The organism is Catonella sp. (genome assembly GCF_057250765.1).
Genome location: NZ_DBHIEC010000009.1, coordinates 1 through 17,653, shown reverse-complemented (window position 1 = coordinate 17,653; position 17,653 = coordinate 1). Strand labels below are relative to the sequence as shown.

20 protein-coding genes are annotated in these 17,653 nt (G+C 40.0%); 18 read left to right on the top strand and 2 right to left on the bottom strand.

Annotation, left to right across the window (positions count from 1 at the left end; genetic code table 11):
- The first annotated feature begins 11 nt into the window (after nt 1-11).
- On the top strand, nt 12-1,730 hold the full coding sequence (locus tag ACO6HM_RS06085; protein WP_485390241.1) for a M3 family oligoendopeptidase: 1,719 nt from the start codon (nt 12-14) through the stop codon (nt 1,728-1,730).
- A 43-nt stretch (nt 1,731-1,773) separates the two neighbouring features.
- The gene (locus ACO6HM_RS06080) at nt 1,774-2,415 is read left to right on the top strand and encodes an epoxyqueuosine reductase QueH (protein ID WP_485390240.1); all 642 of its coding nucleotides are present in this window, start codon (nt 1,774-1,776) and stop codon (nt 2,413-2,415) included.
- Between the two features lie 4 nt (nt 2,416-2,419).
- On the opposite strand, the gene ACO6HM_RS06075 is transcribed toward ACO6HM_RS06080, so the two are convergent.
- Nucleotides 2,420-2,833 carry a hypothetical protein gene (locus ACO6HM_RS06075; RefSeq protein ID WP_485390239.1) on the bottom strand — a complete coding sequence of 138 codons (414 nt, stop codon included), beginning with the start codon at nt 2,831-2,833 and terminating at the stop codon, nt 2,420-2,422.
- 210 nt (nt 2,834-3,043) lie between these two features.
- Between ACO6HM_RS06075 and mreB the strand changes: the two genes are divergently transcribed.
- The 15 genes from mreB (at nt 3,044) to ACO6HM_RS06000 (ending at nt 15,994) form a co-directional block, all read left to right on the top strand.
- Nucleotides 3,044-4,042 carry a rod shape-determining protein MreB gene (mreB, locus tag ACO6HM_RS06070; RefSeq protein ID WP_485390238.1) on the top strand — a complete coding sequence of 333 codons (999 nt, stop codon included), beginning with the start codon at nt 3,044-3,046 and terminating at the stop codon, nt 4,040-4,042.
- A gap of 77 nt (nt 4,043-4,119) precedes the next feature.
- Nucleotides 4,120-4,896, top strand: coding sequence for a flagellar hook-basal body protein (locus ACO6HM_RS06065; protein WP_485390237.1), 777 nt, complete (start codon nt 4,120-4,122; stop codon nt 4,894-4,896).
- A gap of 16 nt (nt 4,897-4,912) precedes the next feature.
- Nucleotides 4,913-5,737, top strand: a complete 825-nt coding sequence (locus ACO6HM_RS06060; RefSeq protein WP_485390236.1) for a flagellar hook-basal body protein — start codon at nt 4,913-4,915, stop codon at nt 5,735-5,737.
- Between the two features lie 2 nt (nt 5,738-5,739).
- Nucleotides 5,740-6,123, top strand: a complete 384-nt coding sequence (locus ACO6HM_RS06055; RefSeq protein WP_485390235.1) for a hypothetical protein — start codon at nt 5,740-5,742, stop codon at nt 6,121-6,123.
- Between the two features lie 71 nt (nt 6,124-6,194).
- Complete coding sequence (gene recD2 / locus ACO6HM_RS06050; RefSeq protein WP_485390234.1) at nt 6,195-8,432, top strand: SF1B family DNA helicase RecD2; 2,238 nt, start codon at nt 6,195-6,197, stop codon at nt 8,430-8,432.
- Nucleotides 8,419-9,150 (top strand): acyl-[acyl-carrier-protein] thioesterase, encoded by a 732-nt coding sequence (locus ACO6HM_RS06045; protein ID WP_485390233.1) that lies wholly within the window; start codon nt 8,419-8,421, stop codon nt 9,148-9,150. Before recD2 ends, ACO6HM_RS06045 begins: the two co-directional genes overlap by 14 nt.
- Before the next feature lie 12 nt (nt 9,151-9,162).
- Nucleotides 9,163-10,014 (top strand): CvfB family protein, encoded by an 852-nt coding sequence (locus ACO6HM_RS06040; RefSeq protein WP_485390232.1) that lies wholly within the window; start codon nt 9,163-9,165, stop codon nt 10,012-10,014.
- A gap of 195 nt (nt 10,015-10,209) precedes the next feature.
- Nucleotides 10,210-10,473, top strand: coding sequence for a barstar family protein (locus tag ACO6HM_RS06035; protein WP_485390231.1), 264 nt, complete (start codon nt 10,210-10,212; stop codon nt 10,471-10,473).
- Nucleotides 10,470-10,985 carry a YqeG family HAD IIIA-type phosphatase gene (locus tag ACO6HM_RS06030; protein ID WP_485390230.1) on the top strand — a complete coding sequence of 172 codons (516 nt, stop codon included), beginning with the start codon at nt 10,470-10,472 and terminating at the stop codon, nt 10,983-10,985. The genes ACO6HM_RS06035 and ACO6HM_RS06030 overlap by 4 nt, the downstream gene beginning before the upstream one ends.
- A gap of 1 nt (nt 10,986) precedes the next feature.
- On the top strand, nt 10,987-11,847 hold the full coding sequence (locus ACO6HM_RS06025) for a shikimate dehydrogenase (RefSeq protein ID WP_485390229.1): 861 nt from the start codon (nt 10,987-10,989) through the stop codon (nt 11,845-11,847).
- Between the two features lie 18 nt (nt 11,848-11,865).
- A complete protein-coding gene (gene aroD, locus ACO6HM_RS06020) occupies nt 11,866-12,627 on the top strand; it encodes a type I 3-dehydroquinate dehydratase (RefSeq protein ID WP_208428350.1) in 762 nt (253 codons plus the stop codon).
- Nucleotides 12,624-13,127 (top strand): shikimate kinase, encoded by a 504-nt coding sequence (locus ACO6HM_RS06015; protein ID WP_485390228.1) that lies wholly within the window; start codon nt 12,624-12,626, stop codon nt 13,125-13,127. Before aroD ends, ACO6HM_RS06015 begins: the two co-directional genes overlap by 4 nt.
- Before the next feature lie 171 nt (nt 13,128-13,298).
- Nucleotides 13,299-13,739 (top strand): 50S ribosomal protein L13, encoded by a 441-nt coding sequence (rplM, locus tag ACO6HM_RS06010; protein ID WP_208428352.1) that lies wholly within the window; start codon nt 13,299-13,301, stop codon nt 13,737-13,739.
- 24 nt (nt 13,740-13,763) lie between these two features.
- Nucleotides 13,764-14,156 (top strand): 30S ribosomal protein S9, encoded by a 393-nt coding sequence (gene rpsI / locus ACO6HM_RS06005; RefSeq protein ID WP_485390227.1) that lies wholly within the window; start codon nt 13,764-13,766, stop codon nt 14,154-14,156.
- Nucleotides 14,157-14,446: 290 nt separating this feature from the next.
- Complete coding sequence (locus ACO6HM_RS06000; RefSeq protein WP_485390226.1) at nt 14,447-15,994, top strand: DUF438 domain-containing protein; 1,548 nt, start codon at nt 14,447-14,449, stop codon at nt 15,992-15,994.
- A gap of 123 nt (nt 15,995-16,117) precedes the next feature.
- Here ACO6HM_RS06000 and ACO6HM_RS05995 read toward each other — a convergent pair whose 3' ends face one another.
- Nucleotides 16,118-16,777 (bottom strand): Crp/Fnr family transcriptional regulator, encoded by a 660-nt coding sequence (locus ACO6HM_RS05995; RefSeq protein ID WP_485390225.1) that lies wholly within the window; start codon nt 16,775-16,777, stop codon nt 16,118-16,120.
- A gap of 103 nt (nt 16,778-16,880) precedes the next feature.
- Between ACO6HM_RS05995 and ACO6HM_RS05990 the strand changes: the two genes are divergently transcribed.
- The gene (locus ACO6HM_RS05990) at nt 16,881-17,465 is read left to right on the top strand and encodes a hypothetical protein (RefSeq protein ID WP_485390224.1); all 585 of its coding nucleotides are present in this window, start codon (nt 16,881-16,883) and stop codon (nt 17,463-17,465) included.
- The last annotated feature ends 188 nt before the right edge of the window (nt 17,466-17,653 follow it).

The window sequence follows — 17,653 nt, the reverse complement described above, 5'->3', positions numbered from 1 at the left end:
GGTGATACGCTATGAGAGAAAATTGGAAATTTAGTGAACTCGAATATGTACGCCCTGATTTTGAACAGGTGAAAGAGAACTTGAAGTCATATATTAAAAAGGGAAGGGAGGCAGATAGCTTCACAGCTGCCTTGTCTGCCTATACTGAGTCAGAAAATGAAATCAATCATCTTATGATGATGTATACCCTTGTCTATATCAGACATACTTTAGATACCTCAGATAAGTTCTACGAAGAGGAGCACGAAGTGTTTAACGCACAGTTCCCTACCTTTGGGCCAATAAGTGTTGAAAGTGGAGAAGCATTAAATGAAAGTAAGTACAGAGCTGACTTTGAGACCAAATTTGGCAAGCAGTTCTTTGCAAGCATAGAGCTTGAAAAGAAGCGTTTTTCAGAGAAAAACATCCCTCTTTTGCAGGAAGAGGCTAAGCTCACGAGCGAATATCAGAAGATGATGGCTTCCTGCAAGATTAAGTTTGACGGAAAAGAACTTAATCTCTACGGAATACAAAAGTATTTCGAGCATGAGGACAGAGATGTAAGGAAGGCTGCTTTTCAGGCTTATTCTGACTTTTATCATGACAATGAAAAGCGTCTTGAAGAAATATGGGATGAACTTATTAAGCTTAGAAATGAGATGGGAAGAAACCTTGGCTTTGAGAACTTCATTCCTCTAGGCTACCTCAGACAGGGCAGAACTGATTATGGAGTAAAGGAAGTTGAAGCTTTTAGAAAACAGGTAGAAGACTATCTTGTGCCGCTTTGCATGGAACTCTATGGTGCTCAGGCTAAGCGTATAGGTGTAGATACCCTTTACAGCTATGATGAAAAAATGGCGTTTGCGGATGGAAATGCTGTACCTGCAGGTGATGATGACTTCATGATGGAAGAAGCTAAGAAGATGTATCACGAGCTAAGCCCTGAAACTGCGGAATTCATCGACTTTATGATGGAGCACGAGCTCTTAGACCTTAAAAATAAGCCTAATAAGGCATCCACAGGTTATATGACAAGCCTTGCACCTCTTAAGGCACCATTTGTATTCTCCTGCTTTAACGGAACCATATTTGACATGCTGGTTCTTACACACGAGTTGGGCCATGCTTTTGCAGGCTATATGGCTATGAGAAACCAGCCTATATCAGAGTATTACTCAGAGTCTACAGACATAGCGGAAATCCACTCAATGAGTATGGAGCAGTTTGCTTATCCTTATGCAGAGAGATTTTTTGGAAAGGATGCAGATAAGTACCGTTTCCAGCATTTACAGGATGCCATTACCTTCGTGCCTTTTGGGGTTGCGGTAGATGAGTTCCAGCATATCTGTTATGAAAAGCCTGAGCTTACTCCTAAGGAAAGAACCTATGAGTGGCATAAGCTTGAAGAAAAATATATGCCTTGGAGAAAATATGATGAATCAGATGAGTTTATGAATAGAGGCGGTTATTGGTATCATAAGCTGCATATTTTCCAAGAGCCTATGTACTATATCAATTATACTTTAACTACTATGGGAGCGATGGAGTTTAAGAAGAAATACGCTGAAGATAAGGAAAAGGCTTGGGAAGACTATCTTAAGCTTTGTAAGGTGGGAGGAAGCCTTAGCTATCTTGAAACCCTCAAATACGCCAATGTATCAAGTCCTTTTGAAGAAGGTTCAGTAGAGAAGTCCTGCTCCTATGCAAAGGAGATTCTGGAAGAAACCATCAAGTCAGGTAAGTGGGATTAAGCCCAAGCAGTTTGAAGCTGTAATGTACTGATAGGAGAAGACATTGAATAAAGTCAATTATCAAAAGCTTTTAGATGAAAAAATAGAAGAGTTTACTAGAGAGGGCAGGGTTCCTGCCCTCTTTCTACACGCCTGCTGTGCACCCTGCAGCAGTTATACTTTGGAGTATTTGAGTAAGTATTTTAATATTACAATTTACTTTTACAATCCTAATATTGATACTAAAGAAGAGTATGAAACCCGCATACAGGAGCTAGGCAGGCTGATAGAAGAGATGCCTCTTAAGCATGAGGTAAAACTGGTAAGTGGAGCATATGAGCCTGAGAAGTTCTATGAAATAGCAAAGGGCAAGGAGGACCTGCCTGAGGGCGGGGCAAGATGCTACCGCTGCTATGAACTTCGTATGGAGGAAGCGGCTAGGGCAGCTAAGGAGTACGGAGCGGATTATTATACAACAACTCTTTCCATAAGCCCTCATAAGAATGCAGACTGGCTCAACTCGCTTGGAGAAAGATTTGGAGAGAAATATGATATTCCTTATCTTTATTCGGATTTTAAGAAAAAAGGCGGATATCACAGGTCAGTACAGCTCTCTAGAGAATATGGGCTTTACAGACAGGACTATTGTGGCTGTGTTTACTCAAAAGAAGAAGCAGAAAGAAGAAATGAAGGTAGGGCAAATTGATGACCTACCTTTTGTTTATCTTCATCTTGATGAAAATATAAGAAATGAAACGAAATGTAATAATAGCCAATGTTAGAGCCAAAGGGAGAGGGCGTAGAGCTGCAATCTTGATTGGAAGCTTGTAGAGAAAGCCGTAGCAAAGTACCAGATGAAGAAGAATTCCTGCTGTAAAGGTAAACTTCAGTACGGTTAATTCAATTATGTCGTTATCGCTTTCTTTCTTTGGCTTATACTTACTTTTAAGGTTTGATAAAAGCAGCCAGTGGAGAGCATTGTAGAATATAAGGGTGAAGGCAGCGGCTGGATTGTAATTTCCCCAAAAAAGAAGTACAAGGAAAATTATAAAAAAGCTGATATTTATCAGGCTTCTGGTGAGTTTAAGGCTCTTAAACAGGACGAGAGTGTTTTTATCTTCCATAGGTTCTCCCCTTTATTTTACTTTCTCTGGCATTATACTATATTCTTAGACGGGTTTCAAATTTTCACAAATTCACATAAAGAATAAACTGAAATTTCTACTATCTTTTTTTGTGAATAGAGGGTATAATAGTTAAGTGTGACCTTAAATTGAGAATTAATGATATTTGTTGGAAGATAGATTGTTTGAGATAGGAAAGGAGTCTTGTTTATGTTGGGTAGTGATATCGGAATTGACTTAGGAACAGCAAGTGTATTGGTTTATATAAAGGGTAAGGGAGTTGTACTTAAAGAGCCTTCAGTTGTGGCTATAGACAGAGATACCAAGAAGGTAAAGGCTATAGGTGAGGAAGCAAGGTTTATGCTTGGTAGGACTCCGGGCAATATTATGGCTATTCGTCCTCTTAGACAGGGTGTTATATCTGATTATGATGTAACTGAGAAGATGATGAAGTATTTCATTCAGAAAGCGGGCGGCAAGAGATTTTTCAGAAAGCCCAGAATAAGTGTATGTATTCCTTCTGCTGCAACTGAAGTTGAGAAGCGTGCGGTTGAGGAGGCTACTTATAACGCAGGCGCTAGAGAAGTTGCCATTATAGAAGAGCCTATTGCAGCAGCTATTGGAGCGGGTATTGACATATCAAAGCCTTGTGGCAATATGATAGTTGATATCGGCGGTGGTACCAGTGATGTAGCGGTTATTTCGCTTGGAGGCTCAGTTGTAAGTGCATCAGTGAAAATAGCGGGCGATGACTTCGATGATGCTATTATCAAATATATGCGTAAGAAGCACAGCCTTCTCATTGGTGAGATGACTGCGGAAGAGATTAAGATAAAGATTGGTTCTGCATTTAAGCGTCCTGAACTTGTTACCCTCGATGTAAGGGGAAGAAATCTGCTTACAGGACTTCCAAATACAATCACAGTTACCTCTGATGAGACTCTTGAAGCCTTAGAGCTTCCTTGCAAGCAGATTGTGGATTCCGTACACCAGGTGCTTGAGAAGACTCCGCCTGAACTTGCTGCTGATATCGCAGACAGAGGAATAGTGCTTACAGGAGGCGGTGCTCTTCTTTGGGGTATGGAGCAACTCCTTGAGGCTAAAACAGGCATAAATACAGTAACTGCTGAGAATCCTATGAACTGCGTAGCCATTGGTACAGGAAAGTTTGTGGAATTTTTAAGTAATACAAATGGATTTAAAGAATAATAAGGGTTAAGAAATAGTTTCATATTGCCGATATATCCAGATGAAGAAAATTTATCCGAATTTATGGAGGAACTTAAATGCTAAGAAGCCTTTATACAGCCTACACCGGCATGATCAATGAACAGAGAAGACTGGATATAATGACCAATAATCTTGCGAACGCGACAACTGCAGGATACAAGATGGAAAGTACTTCAAGTCAGTCATTTGATAAAGTTTTGGGGATAAAAATCAGGGATGTATCGGAAGCTTACAATGATCACGCTATAGGACAGATGAGCCTTGGAGTGAAGATTGGTGAAGTATTTACCGACTACTCACAGGGGGCGCTTAGAGAGACTGCCGGGAAATATGACCTTGCACTTTCAGGTGAAGGGTTTTTCGCAGTTAGATTTGTGGATAAGAATGGAAATGAATCAACAAAGTATACCAGAGATGGAAACTTCAGACTTACAAAAGACGGTCATGTGACAGATGTATATGGCAATCAGCTTAGAACAGAGAGCGGAGTATTACAGGTGCCACTTGATTCTGAAGATATTTCCATAGGTGTAGACGGAACGGTTTCTGTAAATAATCAGGTTATAGACAAGGTGAAAGTAGTTGATTTTGAAAACTACGACTACATTGAAAAATTCGGTGATAACCTTTATCAGACTGTGGCAGGAGCTACAGAGAAGGAAGCTGAGGCACAGGTCTTACAGGGATATATAGAGCAGTCCAATGTAAACTCAGTTCGTGAGATGGTCAATCTGATAACTATAACAAGGGCGTATGAAGCCGGACAGAAAATGATTCAAAGTTCAGATTCAATTATGGATAGCGCAGTTAACTCAGTGGGTAGAGTTAGCTAAGTAAGAGGAGACTATTATGCTTAGATCTTTATGGAGTGCTGCATCAGGAATGATGGCGCAGCAGGTAAACTTAGATACTATTTCTAACAATATATCAAATATAAACACAACAGGATTTAAGACTCAGAGTATGGAATTTAAGTCTTTGTTGTATCAACAGATTAAAACAAAGTCAACTGACAGTGAGGGTAATCCTAAGCCTATCGGAGTACAGGTAGGACTTGGTGTGCGTAATGCATCCGTTACTGCCAAGTTCACACAGGGTGCAGCCCTTGATACAGGAGAGAAATACGACCTCTTCATTCAGGGAAACGGTTTTTTTGCAGTTAAAATAGCAGGAAAGACTGCCTACACCAGAAACGGTCACTTTAACCTCTCAGCAGTATCTGACGGATGGGAGCTTACCAATACAGACGGCAATCCTGTTCTTAGTACAGCGGGTACCCCTATTAAAATAGACAGCAAGGCTGACCCAAATGCAATAAGCGTTGATTTAAGCGGTAATGTACTATATAGAGTGGATGATAAAGAGGCAAATACCACAAAATATGAGAACCTGGGTAAGATAGCTCTCTTTCAGTTCAACAATCCTGCCGGACTTAACAGAAGCGGCGGCAGCCTTTACTACGTAACTCCTGCTTCAGGCGAGGCAAGAAGCGAAGATACAGATAAAGGACTTAACAAAAGCCTTATAAAGACAGGTTATCTTGAGGGTTCTAATGTATCTGCTGCTGATGAGATGGTAAATATGATAGTTACCCAGCGTGCTTACCAGCTTAACTCTAAGGCAATCACAGCATCTGACGAGATGCTTGAGCAGGCTAACAATCTTAGGAGGTAAGAATGGATTTCCTTTCTATAAATAATAACTATTACAACGGACTTATGGAAAATACAGCCACAGGCATGACTACTAAGAAACTTACCGATTCCGTTAAAAAGGCAGAAAGCACAACGGATGATGAGGAACTTATGAAGGCCTGCAAGTCCTTTGAAGCTTATATGGTTGAGCAGGTTATGGCAAAGATGGAAGAGATTTCACATATAGAAGGAGCTGACCAAGATAACGATAATGAGTATATGTCTATGTTTAAGGACAGCTTCATCAAAGATAAGGCGGAATTGCTTACTGAGAATACTGATTTAGGCATAGCAAAGATGCTTTATGAGTCAATGAAAAGAAATACTACATCTGCGGTTGCGGGTGAGAGTATTTCCGAAAAATAAATATATTAAAATTAACGCCTGCATACGGGTAAAGCTGTATGCAGGCTTGTTAGCTGTAGGAGATTGTAGCATTGGAAAAAGAAACTATTAATGGGTTTGTAGAAAAGGTTGTGTATAGGAACGCTGAAAATGGCTACACTGTGGTAAATATAAGTGTAGAAGGTGATGATGTAGTGTGTACAGGCTACTTTTCGGATATAACTGAGGGGGATCAGATTATAGCGGAGGGAAGCTTTGTTGAGCATAAGCAGTATGGTATTCAGTTTACTGTGGCCTCTTATGAGATAAAGGAGCCTGAGACATCTGTAGCCATGGAAAAGTACCTTGGCTCAGGCATAATTAAGGGTGTAGGACCTGCCCTCTCTGCGAAAATAGTTAAAAAGTTCGGGGATGAAACCTTTAATATTATAGAGAGAGAACCCGAGAGACTTGCAGAGATTAAGGGGATTACTGAAAAGAAAGCAATTGAAATAGGGAGTCAGTTTGAAGAAAAGAAAGAATTTCGTAATGCTATGATTTTCCTTAACCAATATGGGGTTTCCAATGCCCTCGCCATGAAGATATACAAGGAATACGGCATTAAGGTAATGAAGATAGTGCGAGAGAATCCATACAGACTTGCAGACGACATAGCTGGAGTGGGCTTTAAGACAGCAGATGAGATAGCTCTTAGGATGGGTTTTTCTCCCGAATCATCTATGAGGATGAAAGCCGGCATTTCATTCGCGCTTAGTACGGCGGCTTCTAACGGACATACCTATCTTTTGTACGAGGATTTATATGAAGAATCAAAGAGGCTTTTGGGTATTTCAGAGGCTGAATTTGAAAGTGATATATACGAGCTTACAATAGAGAGAAAGATAGTATTAAAGGAAGTAAAAGAGGAGAGAAGAGTCTATAATAACAACCTTTACTATATGGAACTTACAGTTGCCAGAAAGCTCCTAGATTTAAATGCCAAGAGTGAAAATAATTATAAGGTTATGGAGGCTAAGGTTAAGGAGGTTGAGGCAAAGACAGGGATTAAACTTGGAGACTTGCAGAGAAAGGCTGTATATGAGGCTGTAGAAAGCGGGCTTGTTATAATCACTGGAGGACCGGGAACCGGCAAGACTACTACCATCAATGCAATAATCAAGCTCTTTGAGATGCAAAATATGGAAATATTATTGGCTGCACCCACAGGAAGAGCGGCTAAAAGGATGACTGAAACCACAGGAATGGAAGCACAGACCATACACAGGCTTTTAGAGCTAAACGGCAATCCTGAAGAGGGAGGCTCAATGCGCTTTGAGAGGAATGAGCTTAATCCTCTTGAAGCTGATGTGATAATAATAGATGAGATGTCGATGGTAGATATCTATCTTATGTATTCCCTTCTTAAGGCGGTAACTGTAGGAACCAGACTGATACTTGTCGGGGATGTGAACCAGCTTCCAAGTGTGGGGCCTGGCAATGTCTTAAAGGATATAATTGGTTCTGAGAAGTTCAATGTTGTCAGGCTGAACGAGATCTTCAGGCAGGCAGCAGAAAGTGATATCATCACCAACGCTCATAAGATAAATGCAGGCCAGAGCATAAGGCTTGACAACAAAAGCAAAGATTTCTTTATGCTCAGTATGAATAGTTCTCTTCAGATACAAAGAGCTTTGGTGAGCCTTATTGCAGAGAAGCTTCCTCCTTATGTTGATGCCACTAAGTATGATATTCAGGTGCTTACACCATCAAGAAAGGGTGAACTTGGAGTAGAAAATCTAAACAAAATTCTCCAACTATACATCAATCCACCTGCACCTAATAAAAGGGAGAAACAGTGGGGAGAAGTGATTTTTCGTGAAAATGACAAGGTGATGCAGATAAAAAATGACTATCAGATAGAATGGAAGATAGTTACTAAAAAAGGACTTACTATCAAGGAAGGAAGTGGAGTATTTAACGGAGACTGTGGAATCATAAGGGAAATAAACGAATTTGCAGGCACTGTTACTGTAGAGTTTGATGAAGGAAAGCAGGTAGAATACACGGGGGCAACCCTCGAAGAACTGGAGCTTGCATACGCAATCACCATACACAAGTCGCAGGGAAGTGAGTATCCTGCAGTAATTATTCCGCTTCTCAATGCCCCAAGACCTCTGCTTAACAGAAATCTTTTGTATACAGCTGTTACAAGAGCGAGAAAATGTGTTACAATTGTAGGAAGCGAGAACTCTGTAAACGAAATGATTCAAAATGAAAGTGAGATGAAAAGAAATTCCGGACTGGTTGACAGTATCATAGAAATGGAGGAAGCCGACAATGTATACATTTAAGAGTACTGTAAGATTCAGCGAAACAGATAAGGATAACAAGCTGTCTATACCCCAGCTGATAAGCTATTTTCAGGATTGTTCTAATTTTCACAGCAATAGCATAGGCTTATATAAGGATAAATTAATCGGCTTACACAGAGCCTGGTTTCTTACTTCATGGCAGATTGTTATAAACAGGAGGCCAAGGATAGATGAAAAGATTGAAGTTGAAACAAGAGCTTATGAGATAAAGGGCTTCTACGGACTCAGGAATTTCATCATTTACGATGAAAATAAAGAAGTATGTGCTTATGCTAATTCAGTTTGGTTTTATGTAGACACAACTAAGGGTAAGCCTGTAAAATACGAACAGGCAGAAGGAACAGGATTTGAGATAGATGAAGAGTTCCCTATGGAAAAGGCTGATAGGAAGATAACCATACCATTCTCTGCGAGCAGGGAAATAAAGGGAGATTCCTTTAAGGTCAGAGAGTCTCACCTTGATTCAAACATCCATATGAATAATAGAGAGTATGTAAGGATGGCTCTTGACTTTTTACCTGAGAGATTTGAGATAGACAGGCTTATACAAATCAGGGTGGAGTATAAAAAAGCGGCTGTACTTGATGAGATAGTGCTTACAACTTATTATTATGATGATGACAATAAAAAGGTATATGTTTCCCTTGACAGTGAAAATGGAGAAACTTTTGCGAAGGTAGAATTTGAAATTAGATAGAGAGGGTAGGAAATGAGATTAGGTTATACACAGACACTGGTGGCAGTTAAGAAGACGGATTTTGGCTTATTTTTAACTGATATAGAGAAAAAAGATGATAAGAACAGAGCTTTGGAAGATGAGGTGCTTCTCCCTAAGAATCAGGTGACTGAGGATATGAAGGTTGGCGCGGAGATTGAGGTATTTCTGTATAAAGATTCTGAAGACAGGATGATAGCCACAAGGCTTGTACCTAATATTAAAATAGGCGAAATAAAGAAGCTAAAGGTAAAGGAAGTAAATAAAATAGGTGCCTTTCTTGACTGGGGGCTTCCAAAGGATTTGCTCCTTCCTTTTAAGGAGCAGATTTATGAGATAAAGTCTGGGGATGAGATACTTGTAACGGTGTACATTGACCTTAGTGACAGGCTTTGCGCAACCATGGACCTTTATTCAAGACTCTCGCTTTTGCCTCCTTACCAAAAGGATGATATGGTAAAGGGAACTGTTTATCAGGTGCATGAACAGTTTGGAGCCTATGTTGCGGTAGACGACAAGTATTCAGCCCTTGTTCCTAAAAAGGAGCTGCACTATGAGCTAAAGCCGGGTGAGGAGATAGAGGCGAGAGTACTGGAGGTAAAAGAGGATGGAAAGCTTGACCTTTCACTCAGGCAGAAAGCTTATGTACAGATGGATGCAGACGCAGCCATTATACTTGATAAACTAAAGCAGGCGGGTGGCAGCCTACCTTATCAGGATAAGAGTAGTGCACAGGAGATAAAGGAAGAATTCAACCTCAGCAAGGCGGCATTTAAGAGAGCAATCGGAAGACTCTATAAAGAGAGAGTGATTGTAATTGAAAAAGATGGTATAATATTAGCGTAATTCTTATTGACAAGTATAGCTGATTGTGGCATAAATTATGTAATGGGACAAGTGTCAAAGGTACACATATGTGAAGTAGGATTTTTTTAAGAAATGTAATTCTTTGACATCTGTATCCGGTAATAGGATACCGGAAAATTGTGTTCCGATGGAAGAGGTATCCGTGTATAATGTTTCAAGAAGGAGAGTATTAAGATGGAAGAGATCGTTATAGACTGTGGAGAGATGGCTACGAAGGCAATGGCTCACTCATATCTTGAAGGGGTTTTTAACTTGGATGAGGATAGTATTACTGATATGGATACACTCTTGGAGTATCTGCTCTCGATAGAGGATTCGACTGAGATTACCTTTGAGGATGTAGATTTACTTGAAATCAATCTTGGAGAGTACGGTCAGGAAATCTTAGATACATTTGAACAGGCTGAACAGTCGAATGAGAATATTAAACTGGTATGATGAAATTATTAGAGAAGTTTTATCCTGATGAGAGGCAAAAATCGATATACGAGGTTGATTTTGACAGCCTCTACAGAAAGGGCATTAGAGGACTGATATTTGATATAGATAACACCCTCGTTCCCCACGGTGCACCTGCAACAGAGGGGATTGAAAGGCTGTTTAATGAGCTTAAACGAATGGGATTTAAGACCTGTTTGCTTTCCAATAATAAGTTAGAGAGAGTGAAAAGATTCAATGAAAATATTCGTTCTCTCTATATTTATAAGGCAGGAAAGCCGGGTAAAGCTAATTACATCAAGGCAGTCAGGATGATGGGAACAAATAAAGACAATACTCTCTTCATAGGAGACCAGCTTTTTACAGATATCTGGGGAGCTAAAAAGGCGGGGCTTAAGAATATTTTGCTAAACCCCATAGACAAGCATGAGGAGATACAGATAGTTCTTAAAAGATTTCTTGAGAAAATTGTGCTAAGAGCCTATGAAAAGCATAGAAAGGTTTCAAACTAAAATGGAAATTACGGGACATACGGGATTACTTGCCTTGTTTGGCTCGCCTGTAGCACATTCAGGTTCGCCTGCAATGTACAACTATAGCTTTAAGAGGCTTGGGCTTGACTATGTTTATGTAGCCATAGACATAGATAAAGCAGGGCTTAAGGAAGCAGTTTCTGCAGCGAGGCTTTATAAGATGCGAGGTTTCAATCTCACCATGCCCTGTAAGAATGATGTGATTTCATACATAGATGAGCTCTCTCCCGCAGCAGCCCTTATAGGTGCTGTAAATACAGTAGTCAATGAGGATGGGAGGCTTATTGGTTACAATACTGACGGTGTAGGCTTCATTAAGAACCTTGAGGCGCATGGAGTGGATGTGAAGGGCAAGAAGCTTGTGGTTGCAGGTGCAGGTGGGGCTGCTACTGCGATTATAGTTCAGCTTGCACTTGACGGAGCCGGGACTATTAGCATTTTCAATAAAAAAAGTCAGAACTTTGATAGGATGCTTGAAACTATTGAAAAGATAAAAAAAGAAGTACTGGGAGCTGATATCAATATCTATGATATCGAAGATGGCTCGTTGTTTACAGAAAAGATAAAGGAAGCTGATATCTTTGTAAATGCAACTGTGGTGGGGATGAAGCCGCGAGGTGATGAGTCTGTGATTAGGGATAAGTCTGCATTTAAGAAAGAACTGGTTGTAGCTGATGTGGTCTACAATCCGCTAGAGACGAGACTTTTAAGAGAGGCAAAAGAAGCGGGCTGTATCTGCATAGATGGAAAAGGTATGCTGTTGTGGCAGGGCGTATATGCTTTTAAGCTTTATACAGGTAAAGATATGCCGATTGAGGAAGTGAAAAGCATGTTCTTTTAGCAGAAAGGAGAACCGACTATGGATGTAACTGTAAGAAACTTGACTATTGGTGAGGGAAAGCCTAAAATCTGCGTACTTGTTATGGGTAAAAGCAAGGAAGAGGTTCTTAAAGAGGCTAAAAAGGCAGTGGAAAATTCTGCTGATCTTATCGAATGGAGAGCAGACAGGCTTACTGAGAGAGAATTTGACGAGGACTTCCACAATGAAATTCTTTCGGAAATGAGAGAAATAGTAGGAGATATGCCTATAATCTACACCTTTAGAACTTTGCTTGAGGGTGGTAAGGAGATAGAGAATGAGAAGTATAAGGATCTCATTCTTTCAGTTGCCAATGCAGGGATTACCGACCTTATTGATGTTGAAATCTTTTCGTTTAAGCTAAAGGCAAGAGATATAATTGATGAAATACACAGCTTTACAGATGTGAAGGTAATCGGTTCATATCACGACTTTGAAGGTACTCCTGATACTGCAGAGCTTGTGTACAGATTATCTGTGATTGACAACTGTAATGCCGATATTCTAAAGATTGCTACTATGCCTCACAAGAAAAAAGATGTAATGAGAATAATGACTGCTACCATTCTTACTTATACAAGACCTAATCCAAAGCCTATCATAAGCATAGCCATGGGAAGCATGGGAAGGGTGACAAGACTTCTTGGAGAATTCACAGGTTCATCTATAACCTTTGCAAGCATAGGCAATGAAAGTGCTCCGGGACAGATGGAAATAAATGAAGTCAGAGAAATCTTAGACAGGTTAGACAAGGTATTATGACGAATATTGTACTGATTGGTTTTATGGGCTCTGGGAAAACAACTGTAGGCATGGCCCTTAGCGCTAAAAGTGATATGGGTTTTTTGGATACCGATGCACTTATAGAAAGTAAAGAAAACTGTAAGATAAGTACAATATTTGCAGAAAAAGGAGAGGCACACTTTAGGGCACTTGAAAATGCCACACTTAGAAGTCTTGCGACTACAAAAGATGAAGTAATATCAACAGGTGGAGGTATAGTCTCATCGCCTGATAACTGTGAGCTGTTAAAAAAAACCGGTAAGGTAGTTTATCTTAGGGTTAGTCCGGAAACTGTAATTAAAAGGCTGGAGGGGGATATGAGTAGACCTTTGCTTATGGGAGAAGATAAGCTAAGCAGGGTAGAAGAATTATTAGCATCAAGAAGAGTACTTTACGAGAGCACAGCTGACCGGATTGTTGACGTTGATGATTTATCTGTTGAAGAAATTGTTGACTCGATTATGAAAGATTTTACTTGACAATAAAAGTACTAAGCTGTATAATAAACAATTGTGACGGAATAATTATGCCATTATTCAGATAGGCCCGGACATCCTATCTAAGTAATACATATTCTTCTGCCATAGTAAAGAAAACGCAGCACATACTCCTTAATGTGCTTTTAACAATATTTTTTGGGAGGAATAACCATGAAGACATTTATGGCTAACCCTAACAGCGTTGAGAAGAAATGGTATGTAATCGATGCTGAGGGACAGACACTTGGACGCCTTGCAACAGAAGTGGCTAACCTTTTAAGAGGTAAGAGAAAGCCTGAATATACACCTTTTGTAGATACCGGTGATTATGTAATTGTTATTAATGCAAAGGGCATTAAAGTAAGCGGTAAGAAGCTTGATCAGAAGATTTACTATCGTCATAGTGATTATGTTGGTGGACTTAAGCAGAAGACTCTTAGGGAAACCCTTAACACAAAGCCAGAAGATGCTATTACTCACGCAGTAAAGGGCATGCTTCCAAACGGAACTCTTGGTAATAAGATGCTCACAAAGCTTCGCGTATATGCTGGTGCTGAATATGCACAGACAGCTCAGAAACCTGAAGTTTATGAGATCAAGAGCAGATACTAATTAGAGTGAAGGGAGGATATTACATTGGCTACTGTTAAATTTTATGGAACCGGAAGAAGAAAAAGCAGCGTTGCAAGAGTATATCTTGTAGCAGGATCAGGTAAGATTGTAGTAAACAAGAGAGATATAAATGACTACTTTAGTCTTGAGACCTTAAAGACTATAGTACGCCAGCCACTTGCTCTTACAGAGACAGTTGAGAAGTTTGACGTGCTCGTTACTGTACGTGGTGGCGGTACTACAGGTCAGGCAGGTGCTATCCGTCATGGTATATCAAGAGCTCTTCTTGAGGCAGATGCAGACTATCGTCCATCTCTTAAGAAGGCAGGCTTCCTTACTCGTGATTCAAGAATGAAGGAGAGAAAGAAATACGGACTTAAGAAAGCTCGTAAGGCTCCTCAGTTCTCTAAGAGATAAGAAACAGCGATTTTTACATCCCGTAAAATTGGGCAAAATCCCGATTTTATGGGATTTTTCTTTGTCTGCATTTCTTAGCGTTTCTCTCTACTAGTAACACACTAGTAACAAAGTGATAATGATTTTTAATTATTTGTTGTTAAAACAACATAATTTAGTTTAATCCTGTGTTATTATATAGTTACGATGAGGCAGCCAAAAAAAATAAATACTTTAACAAGTAGAACACAAAATATATTATGCTTTTGGTGGTTGTAATATAGTATAATGATTAACAGGAGGATAATGAGATGTCAAAGAAAATAGATTTAAATAAAACAGTTTATGAATTAGTAACAGAGTATCCTGAGCTTACAGATATAATGTATGGTCTTGGTTTTACTGAGATTACTAAGAAGGCTATGTTAAATTCTGTAGGAAGGATTACTACCATACCAAAGGGTGCCAAGATGAAGGGTATTTCAATGATGGATGTAGTCTCTGCCCTTATGTCAAATGGCTTTGAGCTTGTAGGTGAAATGCCTGCTATGGCGGGTGGTAAGGTGGAAAAAGAATCCCCTAACACCTTGGAGACGAGCGAGACTGAGAGAAAAGAGGAGGCTGGTGAAAAGCCTGAGAGCCGTACAGAGCAGTTGAAGGGATATCTTAAGAGACTTGGTGCTGGAGAAGACCTTGAGAGCGTAAGAGCTGACTTTGTCAAGAACTTCGCCTCAGTAGAGGCCTCAGAGATAATGAGGGCTGAACAGGAACTTATCAAAGAGGGAACGCCTATCTCAGAGATACAGAAGCTATGTGATATTCATTCAGCTCTTTTTCATGGAGCAACCACCGAAGAAAAGATTGCCAATGCAGAGAAGGCAGTTGAGGCTTCGCTTATGAAGGAAAGGATTGCTGCGGAGCTTGCAAAGCGTGATTCCTTCCCGAAAAAGGACTATTCTGATAAGCATGAGAGGGCAGCGACACTTACACAGACAGTTGGACATCCTCTCTACACATTTTCTAAGGAAAATGACGCTCTTACTGTACTTTTAGAGGAATTTAAGAAAACCAGAAGTGAGGAAACCTTTAATAAGATAAGGGAGATTTCCATCCACTATGCCAAGAAGGGTGACTTACTCTATCCACATCTTAAGGTAAAATATGGAGTTTCAGGACCTTCAGCAGTGATGTGGACAGTGGATGATGAGATTCGTGATGAACTGGGAAGCCTAGCCAAGGTAACTGAGCGAAGTCCTGAATGGAATGTGCATCTGGATGAAGTATTAAAGCGTGCTGAAGAAATGATATATAAGGAGCAGAACATCCTTTTTCCAATATGTGCAGTTAATTTTACCACTGAAGAGTGGTATGGTATTTACCGTGACTCTAAGGATTATGCAGAGTGCTTTGGAGTTAAGAATGAGCGTTGGGAAGAAGCAGAGAATGCTAAGGTTGCGGCAAAGCCACAGGTAGAAGGAGAGATAGTTATGCCTGGAGGACATATGACTGTTCCTCAGCTCACCGCCCTTCTAAATACTATTCCTGTTGAAATTACCTTTATAGATGAGAACGACATCAATCGCTACTTCAATGAAGGACCTAAGGTATTTAAGCGCCCGGGTATGGCGATTGACAGAGAAGTATACTCCTGCCACCCACCTAAGATAGAGCCTATGGTTCGATCAATCTTAGATGACTTTAAGAGTGGAGCAAGGGACCAGGTTCAGATCTGGATGGAAAAGGGTGGACGTACCATGCTGGTATCCTACATCGCCGTCAGGGATAACTCAGGTAAATATGTAGGAACTACAGAAGTAGTACAGGATATGGAATTTGCAAAAGAGCATTTTCAGAAGTAATAGATAAACGAAATTAACAAAGGACTGCCACATTGGATAAAAGACTAGCTGTCTAACTCTATTGTGGCAGTCCTCTTTGATGTATGCAGGAAAACAAGAGTGATTGCTTGATGTTTCACACAATTAAGTTTCGTGCAGGGTAAATTCATTTTTCTTAAAGGAAATAAGGCCATCTTTTTGCATCTTGCTTAGTTCATTTGATAATGCACTACGGTCTACGCCCAGATAGTCTGCTAGCTGCTGGCGGTCAAAAGGAATGGCAAAATGGGTATTGCTGTTTAACATTGCTTGCTCGGATAGGTAGGAGAGTAGTTTGTCACGTATGGATTTTGGAGCAGTGTGCATCATCCTTGAGGAGAGATTAAGGCTTTTCATTGCGGAGATGCGAAGGAGATTGTGAATCAGCCTTTGATGGAATGAACAGCCACTGGTACAGGTTGTAAGTAGCTTTGTTAGATTAAGAAAGAGAATTTCACAAGGTTCCGCTGCTACAACATCACAGAGAAGTTCCTTTCCCGGAATGGCGGCATAGTTTTCCGCAAATATCATTCCCGTTTCTACATGGCCGAAGATATTGCTGTTTCCCCAGTAAAAGTTTACAACTATGTTCACGCTGCCTGACTGCACAAGGCCTATTTCGTGGACGCTGCTGCCTGCCCTAAATATGATTTCATTCTTTTGATAGGTCTTTTCTCTAGCTCCAAGGCAGGAAAGCAGGTGTTCTATCTCATCCTCCCTTACTCCATGGAATAAAGGGGTATTCATCAGAAAAAAATAATTCATAAAAACCTCTTTTATGTTGTATTGACAACGCATTTTATGTTATAATTATAGTAGAATGAAAAGATAAAGTCAACCAAAGATACTGAAGGGAGAAATTATATATATGAGTATGTTTTTAGGACCAATTCATTACTGGCTATATGACAAGATTAGAAATCAGGAAAAACTGACAGAAAGAGTTGCACTTAAAGCTAAAGAGCAGGGATGGATAGATGAGAGTAAGGCTTATACTAAAGTGCTGCCTGAACTTGAAGATGTAATTGATGAAAGCAATATCCATGGCTGGCTTCAGTCTCAGATTGTAGATGCTGAGAGCAGGTTTGCAAGGCTTATTACTGATGTCTTAGCTAAAGGAGCTGATTTTAACGAACTTAGTAAACTTGCTTTTGACTTTGGCAAGGAGAATAAGGCGGGTTCGTTAAATGGAGTAGAGGATATATACCAATACTTTGAAGATTTCTTTGTAAATGGCATGCCTTGTGACCATGTTAATCAGGTAACAGGAAGGACAGACACAGAGCTGTCTTGGGAAATGATTCAGGATATTCACGCACAGTATTGGGTAGACGGTGATGTGGAGAATTATTACAGACTTCGTAAGGCGGTGATGGACGGTATGCTTGATGGTAGTGAATGTGAAGTAAAAATGAGTGACCCATATCATTATCAGATACGAATAACTGTATAAATAACAGGATGAGAGACTTTTTGTAAATAGGTTTATAAATGAGCCTTGGGCGAGGAAAATTAAACAAGAATCTTGATTGAATAATTTAATAAAAGGGATTAAAATGGTAAAGAATATAAATTCTTTACCATTTTATGATACAAGTGTCAAAAGTATAAAAATTCGATGCAAGCTTGCTTGCAAGAGAA